11 protein-coding genes are annotated in these 13,914 nt (G+C 34.0%); 7 read left to right on the top strand and 4 right to left on the bottom strand.

The window, feature by feature from the left end:
* Positions 1-103: 103 nt before the first annotated feature.
* Positions 104-2,908 (top strand): prolyl oligopeptidase family serine peptidase, encoded by a 2,805-nt coding sequence (locus K4L44_07745; GenBank protein QZE15715.1) that lies wholly within the window; start codon positions 104-106, stop codon positions 2,906-2,908.
* A gap of 103 nt (positions 2,909-3,011) precedes the next feature.
* Here K4L44_07745 and serB read toward each other — a convergent pair whose 3' ends face one another.
* Complete coding sequence (gene serB, locus K4L44_07740; GenBank protein ID QZE15714.1) at positions 3,012-4,244, bottom strand: phosphoserine phosphatase SerB; 1,233 nt, start codon at positions 4,242-4,244, stop codon at positions 3,012-3,014.
* A 326-nt stretch (positions 4,245-4,570) separates the two neighbouring features.
* Here serB and K4L44_07735 point away from each other — a divergent pair, with 326 nt between their 5' ends.
* Positions 4,571-5,572, top strand: a complete 1,002-nt coding sequence (locus K4L44_07735; GenBank protein ID QZE15713.1) for a hypothetical protein — start codon at positions 4,571-4,573, stop codon at positions 5,570-5,572.
* A 117-nt stretch (positions 5,573-5,689) separates the two neighbouring features.
* Here the strand turns inward: K4L44_07735 and K4L44_07730 are convergent, their stop codons facing one another.
* Both K4L44_07730 and K4L44_07725 read right to left on the bottom strand, forming a co-directional pair.
* Positions 5,690-6,355 (bottom strand): hypothetical protein, encoded by a 666-nt coding sequence (locus K4L44_07730; GenBank protein ID QZE15712.1) that lies wholly within the window; start codon positions 6,353-6,355, stop codon positions 5,690-5,692.
* A gap of 51 nt (positions 6,356-6,406) precedes the next feature.
* Positions 6,407-7,117, bottom strand: coding sequence for a hypothetical protein (locus K4L44_07725; GenBank protein ID QZE15711.1), 711 nt, complete (start codon positions 7,115-7,117; stop codon positions 6,407-6,409).
* 468 nt (positions 7,118-7,585) lie between these two features.
* Here K4L44_07725 and K4L44_07720 point away from each other — a divergent pair, with 468 nt between their 5' ends.
* The 4 genes from K4L44_07720 to K4L44_07705 all read left to right on the top strand — a co-directional run bounded on the left by K4L44_07720 (position 7,586) and on the right by K4L44_07705 (position 12,225).
* Positions 7,586-9,109: an alkaline phosphatase gene (locus tag K4L44_07720; GenBank protein QZE15710.1), complete on the top strand. Its 1,524-nt coding sequence runs from the start codon at positions 7,586-7,588 to the stop codon at positions 9,107-9,109.
* Between the two features lie 49 nt (positions 9,110-9,158).
* On the top strand, positions 9,159-10,292 hold the full coding sequence (locus tag K4L44_07715; protein ID QZE15709.1) for a YibE/F family protein: 1,134 nt from the start codon (positions 9,159-9,161) through the stop codon (positions 10,290-10,292).
* Positions 10,293-10,550: 258 nt separating this feature from the next.
* Complete coding sequence (locus tag K4L44_07710; protein QZE15708.1) at positions 10,551-11,573, top strand: WYL domain-containing protein; 1,023 nt, start codon at positions 10,551-10,553, stop codon at positions 11,571-11,573.
* 556 nt (positions 11,574-12,129) lie between these two features.
* On the top strand, positions 12,130-12,225 hold the full coding sequence (locus K4L44_07705; protein ID QZE15973.1) for a transposase: 96 nt from the start codon (positions 12,130-12,132) through the stop codon (positions 12,223-12,225).
* A 167-nt stretch (positions 12,226-12,392) separates the two neighbouring features.
* Here K4L44_07705 and K4L44_07700 read toward each other — a convergent pair whose 3' ends face one another.
* Positions 12,393-12,605: a hypothetical protein gene (locus tag K4L44_07700; protein QZE15707.1), complete on the bottom strand. Its 213-nt coding sequence runs from the start codon at positions 12,603-12,605 to the stop codon at positions 12,393-12,395.
* Between the two features lie 384 nt (positions 12,606-12,989).
* Between K4L44_07700 and K4L44_07695 the strand changes: the two genes are divergently transcribed.
* On the top strand, positions 12,990-13,775 hold the full coding sequence (locus K4L44_07695) for a formate/nitrite transporter family protein (protein QZE15706.1): 786 nt from the start codon (positions 12,990-12,992) through the stop codon (positions 13,773-13,775).
* Positions 13,776-13,914 lie beyond the last annotated feature (139 nt).

Genomic DNA, 13,914 nt, shown 5'->3' with positions numbered 1-13,914 from the left:
ATATCTTAGTCCTAAATTATTATAACTTTTCTTTACAAAAGAGGTCTGTTATTTAGATTTCTTTTGATTAATTTTGAACTTATTATAATTGAAAAACTAAGACATGAACAAAAAACTACTACTATTCCTATGTATGGGAATGATCAGTATTGGATCTCTTTTTGCTCAGAAAAGGGCTTTGTCTATCGATGATTTTCCTGATTGGAAACGTATTGGTAGCTTCTCTATTTCTGATAATGGAGCTTGGATCTTATATCAAGTTAAACCAAATCATGGAGATGCGACATTGATTTTAAAGCCTGTTGAGGGAGAAGTCACACATGAGTTTGCCCGAGGAGAGAAAAGTGATATTCTTCCAAATAATGATGCTATTGTTTTTGTAGAAAAAGCACCTTTAGATTCGATAAGAGTAAAATTAGTTGCAAAGAAGAAAGCACCTAAATCAAGTGTGAAAATTTATTCGATTTCAAAAGATTCCCTTCTTACTATTAATGAGGCATCCACTTATTCTTCTTCTAAGAAAGGGAATAGTTGGATTGCTCTTATTTCTGAAGTTTCTTTAGACAAAAAGAAAAAAGAAGACAAAAAGAAAAAAGAAGACAAAAAGAAAAAAGAAAAGAATAAGTCCGACAAGAAAAAAAAGGACAAGAAGAAGAGCAAAATCACAAAGAAGAATCTTTATATAGTGAATGCCACATCCTTGGATACTACGATTATTCGTAAAGTAAGTAGCTTTGTATTGTCTGAGAACGGTGCAGCGTTAGCATTTGTCCAGCAACAGGATGATTCTTTAAAAAGAGCAACATTAAATTACTTAAATCTGTCAAATGGTATTATATCTGAAATAGAGAATGCAGACCATGCTGATTTCCAAAAGGTGGTCATTGATCGATCAGGAAACTCTGTTGCTTATTTGTTCAGTTCAGATACAACTAAGATTAAGACGTACTCATGCAACTTGTATAGTGGACAAAAGAAAAAATTGACTTCTGTTGCAACAGCAGATTCTAAGTTTTTAAAGCAAGAATTAGTCCCTTCAACCTATCGTTCACTTTCTTTTTCAAAAGATGGATCTCGTCTGTTTTTTGGGATTCAATACCCACAAAAAGAGGAGCCTAAAGATAGTTTGATGAGTAATGAAAAGGCCAAATTAGACTTGTGGTCATGGAAAGATAAAGATATTCAACCTCGACAATTGATAAATTTATCAAAAGATAAGAAACGATCTTTCGTTGCTATGTATGATGTTAAAAAATCAAAGGTCATTTTGATGAATGATTCCACATGTTTGAATTTTTACATTCCTCGAAATGGATCTGGTGCATATGCCCTAGGTTTAGATAATTCACCATATCGCTTGTCCTATAGTTGGAAGGCAATGTGGGGAGGTGATTATTATGCATATAATTTAAAAAATGGAGAGAAACAGCTTGTTGCTAAGAATATTGAAGATGTCAGACTTAGTCCTGATGGAATGTATGCTGTTTATTATCAATGGCAAGATAGTTGCTATTATTCCAAAGATTTAAAGCATCAAAAGACCTTCTGTCTAACAAAAAAGATAGATGTTCCTCTTTATGATGTTCAACATGATACTCCTTCAGATCCGCCAAGTTATGGGGTGATGGGATTAGGTAAAGACCAATCTATCTATATATATGACCAGTATGATGTTTGGAAAATTGATTTAAGAAATAAAACAGCACCCAAACGTATTACGAATGGTCGATGTGAAAAAATAACATATAGATATGTAAAATTGGATAGAGAGGAGCAATATGTGAATGATACACCAATGTTTACTGTTACTAATAATGAAACAATGGCTACAGCATATGCATATTTGGATCTAAAGAGCTTAAAAATGATGACCTATATGAAGGGTGACTATAAGCTTGGGTATCCAAGAAAAGCAAAAAATGCGGATGTATTATGTTGGTCTAAACAGAGCTATCGCATCTATCCTGATTTTTATGCCTCAAATATGACTTTTGGCAATGTAAAGAAGCAGACAAATTTAGGTGAGCAGATTGATAAATTTAAGTGGGGACATTGCGAACTTGTTTCTTGGGTCAGCTTCAATGGAGATTCGTTAAAAGGACTTCTTATTACACCTGAAAAGATAGAGAAAGGGAAGAAGTATCCAATGATGTGCTATTTCTATGAACGCTATGCGGATAAATTACATCAATTTTGGACTCCCGCACCAAGTCGATCGACAATCAATAAGTCGCTCTATCCAAGTAATGATTATGTGTTGTTTATTCCAGATATCACTTATAGGGATGGCTATCCAGGAGAGAGTTCATATGATGCTATTGTTAGTGGTGCTTATTCAATGTGTGAGCGTTATGATTATATTAATCGTTACAAAATGGCCCTTCAAGGACAGAGTTGGGGAGGATATCAAACTGCCTATTTGGTGACTAAAACAAATATGTTTGCTGCTGCAATGGCAGGGGCACCTGTAAGTAATATGACTAGTGCATATGGTGGAATACGTTGGGGGTCTGGTTTAAGTCGTGAGTTTCAATACGAACAAACACAAAGTCGTATTGGAGGTACGCTATGGGAAAAACCAATGCAGTATATTGAGAATTCTCCAGTATTTTATGCCCCAAAGGTTCAGACACCACTATTAATTATGCATAATGATAAAGATGGTGCTGTACCATGGTATCAAGGAATTGAATATTTCATGGCATTGCGACGACTTCAAAAACCCGTATGGATGCTACAGTATAATGGCCAACCTCATAACCTAAGTGCAGATGCTTGGGGTGACCGTATGGATCTTAGTAGAAGAATGATGCAGTTCTTTGATCATTATCTTAAAGGGGCACCAGAGCCAAGTTGGATGAAAAAGGGAATTAAAGCAATAAATAAGGGCCAGGATCTGGGTTACTAATGATATTAACTTTCAAATTTTGATAACATAAGATTTGATGTAAAAAAAAGAGGTCTTTGTGAATTATTCAGAGACCTCTTTTTTGCGTCAAACAAAATAGCTGTTAATTATCAATGAATGCATCATTGAAGCCAAGAAGATATAGTATTCCGTCTAAGCCTATAGTGTCAATAGCTTGAGAAGCATTTTGTCTTACTTTAGGTTTGGCATGGTATGCTATTCCTAATCCAGCAAGATTCAACATCGGAAGATCATTGGCCCCATCACCTACTGCGATTACCTGTTTTAGATTTAAGTTCTCAAACTGAGCAATTAGCTTCATAAGTTCTGCTTTCTTATTCCCATTAACAATATCTCCTATATAGTTTCCTGTTAGTTTCCCATGAACAATCTCAAGCTCGTTGGCGTATACATAGTCTATATCAAGTTTCTTTTTGAGATAATTCCCAAAATAGGTAAATCCACCAGAGAGAATGGCTGTTTTAAATCCAAAAAGACGAAGGACTTTAAAGAGACGTTCAGCCCCCTCTGTAATAGGAAGATTTCGTGCGATATCTTCTAATTCAGATTCAGGTAGGCCTTTCAGAAGAGCCATTCGTTGTTTAAAGCTTTCATTAAAATCAATTTCTCCTCTCATTGCACTTTCAGTAATCTCTTTGACCTGTTTCCCAACACCAGCTCTAACAGCTAATTCATCGATCACCTCGGTTTGAATAAGGGTTGAATCCATATCAAAGCAAACAAGTCGTCGATTTCTTCTGTATAGATTATCTTCTTGGAATGAAATATCAATTCCTAAATTTCTTGCTAATTCCAAGAAGCGTAGATTCATCGTTTCCTTATTCGGGGGAGTGCCCCTAACACTTAGAACAATACAAGATTTTGTATTTGTTGCTAGATTTCCAATTTCTTCTAATGGAATACGACCTGTTAGTCGATTGATGGATTCAATGTTTAGACCTTGATCTGTAATAATATCCGTTACTGAAGATATCTGTTCTGCTGAGATCATCCTTCCAAGAAGCGTAATGATAAACCTATCCTTACCTTGAAGCCCAACCCAATTCTGATAATCGTCAGTTGGGATAGGAGTGAATTTTGCTTGGATCTCCAACTCGTAAGCTTTAAATAGAAGGTCTTTTAATATGGGACCTGATTCTTTGCCTTTAGGAGTTTCAAAAAGTATTCCTAATGATAATGTATTGTGAATCACAGCTTGACCAATATCGAGAATGGTAGCATTGTAATTACCTAGGATATGTGTTAAAGAAGAGGTTAACCCTGGTTTGTCTTCCCCTGAGATATTTAAAAGTATAATTTCTCTTTCGTTCTTCATAAAGTGTGGTCTTCTATTATCGAATTACAAGTGTTAAAATTATTAATTATCCATTGATATCACTCTAAAACAACGAGGAAATGTCATTGTTTAAAAAAGAAATAATAATATATGATAACAAATTTGTCATTTCTTATGTGTAATAGTATGAGTATCGCTATTTCTTTTGTCTATAATAAGATAAAATAGAAAATGTAACTGTTTGATAAGTGGATATTTGTGTTTTCATCGTTTATGTCGACTTGTTTTGTAACAAAATTGTAACATCTCTGTTGTATTTATGCAGTGTAAAAAGAAAACATCTAGAGAAATAATAAAGTAAAATAATGAAACAATTAAGCTTGTTAGTTTTATTATGTGTTGCCAGCTTGGGGGTATATGCAAAATCGTCGGGTAATGATTCTGAATTTAAGCCCAAAGGAAAACCTATTGTTCGAATATTTGCAGATTGGCATACGGGTTTTGGTGAAGTAAGCAATGTGAGTGGATTTGAGATTCAGCGTGCACTTCTTGGTTATTCTTATCAATTTTCACCTCGATGGTCAGGACAGGTTGTATTAGATACAGGGAATCCTAAGAATGGAGGCTTTGAAGAAACCGCATATTTACGTAAGGCATTTTTTACTTATAAACATAGTACATTTCAGGCAAGTTTAGGTATCATTGGTTTAAAACAGTTTAAAGAACAGGAAAATAATTGGGGATATCGTTATATCTATAAATCAGCAATGGATGAGTACAAATTTAACAATAGTGTAGATGCTGGTCTTTTTATACGAAAACAATTCAAATCGTGGTTTGCTGCTGATATTACAATTTCAAACGGAGAAGGTGCCAAAAAAGCACAAGATGATCAAGGAAAGTATCGATATGGATTAGGGGCTTCTCTTTATCCAACAGAACATTTTTCGATCAGAACATATGTAGATTACTTTATAGCTCCTGATTCGGAAGATGGTACGGAGTCGTTTAATCAAAGTAGTTATGCCTTGTTTGCTGGTTATAAGAATAAGGATTGGTCATTTGGATTGGAGTATGACTATGGGCAAAACTTCAAATTTGATCAAAACAATAATAAAGATATTTTTTCCATCTATAGTACGGTAAATATTGATAGTAAGTTTAAAGTATTTGCTCGATACGATTTCTATAATAACCACGAAGAGTCTTATAAAGAAGACAACGAAAATGTATTTCTTTCAGGATTTCAATATATTCCATGTAAAGGAATAAAGATTGCTCCAAACTATCGTTGGGTTCATCATGAGAACTCTCCGAAATTGAAGAACGAAAATTATTTTTATCTCAATCTAGAGTTGAAGCTGTAGTTTATGCAGTATATATAAAACCAAAGAGTGCCAAAATCGGAAGCCATACTTGCAAAAGTATGGCTTCTTTAGTTCTCTCATATACATAATAGTCTTAGAGAAAAATTATGAGTGTCGCTATTTTAGATCCTCTTCTATTGGAGAAAACTTTAGTTTTATTTTAGTCATCCCATCCATATCGATGACAACCATTATTTGATATGGTATCTTATAATATTTATCTGTTTTTATTAGACCACTTGCATGCCGATTTTTGATTAAGGTCGTTTTAGAGAGATATCGAGTTGACATATGAGTTTTTTGAAGACATTCGTAAGGGGACGGGGATTGTTGAGTAATTAATTGTGTTTCTGGAACCGTTTTTGTTGTTGAATCATTTACTTGTTTTTTTACATATATTGTAATTGGGGTGTGGTTCATTGTAAAATCATCATTTGTTAATTTATAGTGCGATTCTGGGGAGTAGTAATATCGATAATAATCACCCTTGGTTGTTAAATTAATTTTCTTCCAATTATCCCCTTTATGTTTCTTAATATAAACTGTTGTTGCATCTTCAGTATAAAGAATCGGTTTGTTTGTCTTATTGTATATATTAAAATGAAAATATATGTATGACTTATAAGAACCTTCCATAAGATTGTAATAGCAAACAATTTCTAAGGAATCGTCATTATATTGGATATATTCTGAGCCCTTATACCAAAAGTTTTCTTGTTTTTGGGCTTTTAACGGGATCGCAAAAACGAACAAAATAAACACTATTAAGAAAGAAGATTTCATGGTGATAACATTTAATATTATACTTCATTTTTAGTAGAACAGATTTAAGTTCTATTGGTTGTTTTCGTAACGAACAATTCTTCTATTTTTGTCTGGATAAAAACGGATCTCATGAGTTTTATCTCCTGAAAGAGAGATTCTAAGAATCAGTGCTTTGTAACGTTTAGAATAGTCTGTTAAAAGAATTCCATGGGCAGATCTTGTTTTTTCTAACGTGGTCTTTTTTAGATAATCGTAATAGATTCTATGTCGAGATAATAGTTTGTCCGTAACACCAATTGCTGTTCCATAGGATGTAAGTACGGCCCCTTCTGCGGCAATATCTGAAACCACTTCATCATCAGTGGCTGCTGCAGTAGCTACTAGAGCTGTGGTAGCAATTACTCCAAGAAATGCAGAACCAAAAGCTCGAGATTTAACCTTTTGTTCGTACTGATCAGCAGTTAAAGTTTCGAGCAGATGAGGTGTGTTATTTTCTATGGGAAGTCTTTTGTACCCTAAAACTTGAACTCTCTCTAGATCTAGAAGAACACGTTGCTCACTATGATTGTATAGGTTTAGGAAGAAAATATTTTTTTTCCCAACTGGAGTTTTTGCCGGAATAACGAATCCAGATATCTCTATCGGACCATTATTGTATACCTCGTATTTATTTCCATCTTCCCAATAGCTATCTTGTTCCTGTGCTCGAAGGATGGATGGGATGACAAGTAGTAGGGTGAGGAGTGACTTAAAGGCTAAAGTAATAGGTTTAATTTTCATAATGATAGGTGTTGATATTTGTAGATAATGTTTAATACTATTCAAATTGTGTGCCAAAAACTAAAAAACTGTAATATCTCTGTAATGAAATGATCTTATTTTTAGGACTAAATGTAAGAAGTCGTGCGTTCATGTTGGATGATATTTTTATAAATTGATGATATTTTTAACACTAGTTTTATCATCAATGTGCATTTTAGTTCTTTAAGTCTAAATAAGAACATGTCAGTTGTTTTTGTTGGTTTAGTCTTACTCTTTTCTTGTTGCTAAATTGTACATTTGCCTTCCTACAATTGAAATCAGAATCTTTTTGAAAAGAGATTGGTAGGGATGACAAATAGGAAATTAATTTATCTTGTTTACTTAGGTTCATATGAAAATGGAGATATTTGTTATCGGTAATTTATCTCTTCATAAGACTCTTTTTTTTGATTTAATAGATTACTTAATTTAACTATAATAATAAGAATGATGAATCATAGAATTTTTCTATTATTGGCTCTTTGTCTATTCTCTTTGCAAGGTGTTTTTGCAGAGTCAAATGGGGTACAAGAGAAACGAGAAAGCTATCAAGGTAAAACACCTAAGTATGTTTTTTATTTTATTGGAGATGGATTTGGATTATCACAGTCTAATGCTGCTGAAGCCTATATGGCTGCAGTAAAGGACAAGGATGGTGTGGTTCGAATGGTTATGAATACATTTCCTAAACAGGGATTTTATACAACCTATGCTCAGAATCGTTTTATTACAGGTTCTGCTGCAGCTGGTACTGCTTTAGCAACAGGTCATAAAACATCTATCAATACTATCGGGATGGATGCAGCAAAACAAAAGCCATATAAATCGATAGCAGAGAAAGCTAGAGACCATGGCTATAAAGTAGGAGTAGTAACTTCGGTTTCGTTAGATCATGCAACCCCAGCATCTTTTTATGCTCACCGTCCATCAAGAAACGATTACTATGATATTAGTGTTGACTTGGCAAATAGTAATTTTAATTTCTTTGGTGGTGGAGGAATAAAACATCCTGAAGGAGATAAAAAAGCGAAGAAAAGTAAAAGTTCTGCCGCAAACATGGGTTTGGACTCTGGTGAAAAAATAAATGGAGGGAAGAAAAACTCTCTTCAGATTGCGAAAAAGAATGGTTATACTATCGTGAACAGTAACGATGATTTTAACAAGATCAAGGCTGGTGATGATAAGATCATTGCGATAAATGAGAAATTATCAGGAGGAAAGTCTCTACCTTATTCTATTGATCAAAAAGAAGGTGCTCTCTCTCTAGCAGATTATACACAAAAGGCAATTGATGTTTTGGACAACGATCAAAAAGGTTTTTTCTTGATGGTTGAGGGAGGAAAAATTGATTGGTCATGTCATGCGAATGATGCAGCAACTGCAATTAAAGAAGTTATTCAATTTGATAATGCTATCCAGAAAGCTTATGCTTTCTATGAAGCACATCCAGATGAGACTTTGATTGTTGTATGTGGTGACCATGAAACAGGTGGTTTAGGATTAGGATTTTCTGGTTCTCATTACCACTCTGCTTTCAAACTTCTAGAGAACCAGAAAAACTCGTATGAAGTTTTTTCTTCGAAGATCTCTAAGTTGAAGAGAAAAAAAGCTTCTTTTGATAAAGTATTAAAGGCTGTAGAAGAAAACTATGGCTTTAATAATGGGGTAAAGGCAATGAAGTTGTCTGACTATGAGCTGTCGCAGTTAAAACAAGCATACGATCAAAGCTTTGGAAAAGGGGATAAGATTGAAAATAAAGATCAATATTACCAATTATATGGCTCATATGAACCAATCACGGTTACCGCAGGACATATTTTAGCACAAAAAGCAGGTATTGGATGGACTACATTCTCACATACTGCCACACCTATACCGGTAAGAGCTATTGGTTCAGGATCTACGTTATTCGAAGGTTATTTTGACAATACAGACTTACCAAAAAACATTGAGGTTCTTATGAACCTTTAATCTATTTACGACCCCTATAACTTAGGGGTCGTGCTATTTTTATGACATCATGAAATTACTAGACAAACATCGTTTCAAATCAGTAATTTTCCCCCTTTTTATAGCTGTGATTACTACATTGCTATATTTCCTTCCTTCCTCATTTGATAAACCAGAAAACCCCTATGCCGCGAGAGTCAAAGCACGTGTTTTGGCAGTGAATAATGATGATATTTTAGAAGTAGGGATAATCAAAAGTGGATATCAAGCACTTCAAATTATTGTTGAACAAGGGACTTTTAAAGGGGATACACTGCAAGCATCGAACCAGCTGATGGGACGTATGGAGTTTGATAAAATCTTCGAACCAAATCAAGAGGCTCTAGTTGTTCTAAATTTAGATGAATCTCTTCAAAAGATTATTTCAGTCAATGTCATTGATCATTACCGTTTAGGAATAGAGTTTTGGTTAATGTTGCTATTCTTTGCCTTTCTATTACTTTTCGCAGGAACAGTTGGCTTGAAAGCGATTATCTCTTTCGCATTTACGGGGATGGTGATATGGAAGTTATTATTGCCAGGATTTCTAATGGGGTACTCTCCAGTTTTTCTTTCGTTGACCCTTGTAGCAGTGATTACGACAGTGATAATATTACTGGTGGCAGGTATCAATAAACGAGGATTGGTTGCACTTTTAGGTGCCATATCGGGTATTCTTGTTACAGCAGTTCTTTCTCAGATATTTGGTGTTCTTTTTCAAATTCATGGAGCAATCAAGCCATTCTCTGAAACGTTATTATATTCAGGATTTAATCATTTGGACTTAACACAGATATTCTTAGCTAGTATTTTTATCTCATCATCAGGGGCAATGATGGATATTGCGATGGATATTGCAGTATCCCAGTATGAAATTGTTGAAATTCAACCTACTATAACTCATAAAGCATTGATTCGCTCAGGTTTTAATATTGGTAGAGGTGTGATCGGTACAATGACAACGACCCTTTTGCTCGCTTATTCTGGCGGATTTAGTGCTTTATTAATGGTCTTTATTGCTCAAGGTACTCCAACTATTAATATTTTAAATCTAAATTATGTGGCAGGTGAGATCTTACATACCATGATTGGTAGTTTTGGGTTGGTTCTTGTTGCACCAATTACTGCTATCTTAGGTGGCATGATCTTCGTAAAAAGACATTAACCTTTTTGTAATTGAATATAAAAAAGAGTCGTAATGAAGAATTATGACTCTTTTTTTATGTTTACAAGTTTAGGTATTTGAGGTCTGTTTGAAGATATGATTGAAAGCGTTCGGATGATAAAGGATGGATGACTCCACGATAAATCATAAATAATATCGCTCTAAAATATTTATATGTTTAATAATAAATTTATATATTTGATAATAATTTGAAGAGTTTCTGCTTTTCAATACTTACAATATAACTGAATTACTCCTATGTCTTCAAATAAACATGCAAACATTAGATACAATGTACTTGATCGTTGTTTTCGAGATTATAAAAGAAAATACTTTTGGCAAGATCTTTTAAAAGAATGCAATAAAGAACTTGAACTTGAAAATGGGTGCGAGGGAATAAAGAGACGACAGCTATTAGCTGATATTAAATTTATGGAGAGTGAGCAGGGATGGAATATACCTCTCGCAAGATTTCGTGAAGATCGAAAAGTTTATTATCGTTATAGTGATATGGATTTTTCGATCGCAAAAAGAGATCTGAATCCTTCAGAGATTACGCAATTAGGAGAGATCTTAACGGTTCTTTCTCGTTTTAAGGGAATGCCAAAAACCAATTGGCTTGAAGAGCTGAAGGTGAGGCTTGAAGATACTTTTCTCGTTAAAAGTTCATCCAAAGAATCTGTCTCTTTTGATGAAAATGAACATTTGCGAGGATTAGACTATTTTGGGGATCTTTTTCAAGCTATATCAAGAGAACATGTTCTAAGTGTTCTATATCGAGAATATGAAAAGGCAGAGGTCGAAAAACTGGAGGTTCATCCATGGTTTCTCAAGCAGTATAATAATAGGTGGTTTCTTTTAGGCTACGTAAAGAATAAAGATAGAATGTGGAATTTACCACTCGACCGTATCTTGTCTTATGAGAGAATTGAAGTTCCTTATATAACAAATGAATCGATCTCCATGTCAGATTATTATAAGAATGTTGTTGGAGTTACAGTTTATAAAGATGCACCTGTAGAGCATATTGTTGCGAAGGTAAATATGAAATCATGGAATTATATAGAGAGTAAACCAATACACTCTTCACAAAAGTTACTCAAATGTAATGGTGATTATGTGTTATTCTCATTGGATGTTAGCTTAAACTATGAAGTACGACAACATCTTTTCTACTATATGGATAGCCTTGAGTTATTGGAACCCGCTTTCCTTAGAGAAGAGTTTAAAGAGAGAATAGATAAAATGCATGATTCATACCATGGAGAGGTTGATCTATAATATATTCGTTCATTCTGATTGGTAGGTGTAGTACTTTAATTATTTAAGTACTCTATATTTATATTAGCGTCGTAGATTAAGGTAAATTTCAGCCCTTTGGTAATGTTCATCGAAAGTTTTAACTTAGAAAATGGTTCATGATGAAATTGAGCCATTTTATTCACTTTTCATCTAAAATAATGACTCCTATGTATTTGTTTTTTTATCCTATTCTTGTATTGATCTTGGTCTTGGTAACGTTCCCTTTTTTCAATCATTCTTTTTTAAAAATGTATGTCACATTACTTTTAGGGGGTATTTTATTGGGGTATTTAGTTCTATTAAAAAAAGAATCGTCCAATACGATTAACAAGGCTTGTTCATAAGAGCTCTGCAGCAAAGAACTTGTTTGTCATCTTTGGATTATAGACAAGTTCTTCTCTTAACAGATTGAAATTATTTCTGTTATTCATTTTTATTAATTCACTGCAAACAAACAACATAATAGATGGTATCGATTTCTGTAGACCAGAATTTAAGGATCTAAAATTATCTTCTCCAAAATTGACATCATAAAATTAACAATGGTATTTTAGAAGGCCTTAATTCTATTGTACAATTTGCAAAAAAAAGAGCGCGTGGATTCAGAAAAAAAAGAATTTTATCACAATGATATACTTGATCACTGGGAAATTAGATTTTAGAAAAATCAACAAGCATTATCACTTTTATTAGGATTACCCACCAAAGGTTTGAAAGAGCCAAATCCAAATCTATTTGGCACTTCAGAGAGATAACTCTTCGTTTCTTTGGATATATGAGAAGAGTGCTTGTCCAGTATTATTCTAGTTTCCAGTCTTTCGGATAGAGACCATCCAACTTCTTTAAGAACTCAATAAACTCTTTACTTCTATGTCTTTCATTCACCATAGGAATTACATTTCTATTATGTAGATTAATGGCTGCCAGAAGACTCCCTGTCCTTAGGCGTTCATTCTCAGAATCTCGCCCAACTGAGCGGTGTTTATTGTGTACTGGACAATTGTGGTACATTATTTTTTATATCTTGAATGCTTTGGCTTTTCATCCTATGATATCGTTGTGTACTTGTAATTACATGCATTATTATCATACAACAATGCTACCTTCTTTTATACAAACAGTGGGGTTACCATCTTCGCATCGAAATCCGGGTCTTTCTTTTCGAGAAAATAGCTGATTTATAATTTCCTCGGTTATTGATGTCTGTTCTTTCAATATGTAATTAGTTTCTTATTTAGAATATAATGATTCTATATTTAGGAATTAAAACGGTAGTTTTGTGCCAATTTGGGTCAAATAATATTACAAGATAATTATTAAACTGATGCTTTATCTTGAATAGGTCGAAGTCCCTTCGTATAAAAATATTGAAATACAAACAACAAGAGACTATTTATGGGGGATATTCTATCACCAGAAGAAATTGTGGGAGTTGTGAGAACCACTGCCAAAAAAAAAGCTGACTATAGCATTAAAAAAATATTAATACTTAGTTTTCTTGCCGGAGCTTATATCTCATTTGGTAGCTTATTTGCTATCATTGTTGCCGGAGGCACTCCTGGTTTGAATGATGATTATGTCGGTTTGCAAAAATTGCTTTTAGGGGCGACTTTCCCCGTGGGATTGATTATGGTTGTAATTGCTGGAGCGGAGTTGTTTACGGGGAATACTGCCTATTTTATGCCTAATGTTATAGATGGAGTACAGGGGGTACGTCCTATGTTTCGTAATTGGTTTTGGGTATATTTAGGCAATTTTATTGGTGCTATATTTGTCGCCTATTTCTTAACCTATTTAACTGAAGTGGTTGCACATAAGCCTTGGTTGGATATGGTGCACAAAATTGCTATTGGGAAAACCTCTAACCCTTTTTATAAGACCTTTCTAAAGGGGATAGGAGCAAATTGGCTTGTATGTTTAGCTATGTGGCTTGGAATGGCTTCTAAGAGTGCTACGGGTAAGATCTTAGGAATTTGGTGGCCTGTGATGGCATTCGTTACGATTGGTTTTGAGCATAGTATCGCAAATATGTACTTCATTCCTCTTTCCATTTTTCATGGATCCTCTATCACTTGGAGTGATTTTATAGTACATAATTTGATTCCTGCAACTTTGGGAAACATTGTTGGTGGATTACTCTTTGTGGGAACTCTTTATGGAGTCGTATTTGCGAAGAAGTAATATTTATACAATAAATAGAAAATGAATCATCGATGATATAGGTTGAACTTTATATTGTAGATGATTCATTTTTTATGTCTGAAAGTATCCGATGATAAAATGATGGAATCCATCATATTAAAGAATTGGACACATGATC

It is taken from the genome of Prolixibacteraceae bacterium, from assembly GCA_019720755.1.
Classification (GTDB): domain Bacteria; phylum Bacteroidota; class Bacteroidia; order Bacteroidales; family Prolixibacteraceae; genus Halosquirtibacter; species Halosquirtibacter laminarini.
This window is presented reverse-complemented; position numbering and strand designations above follow the sequence as displayed.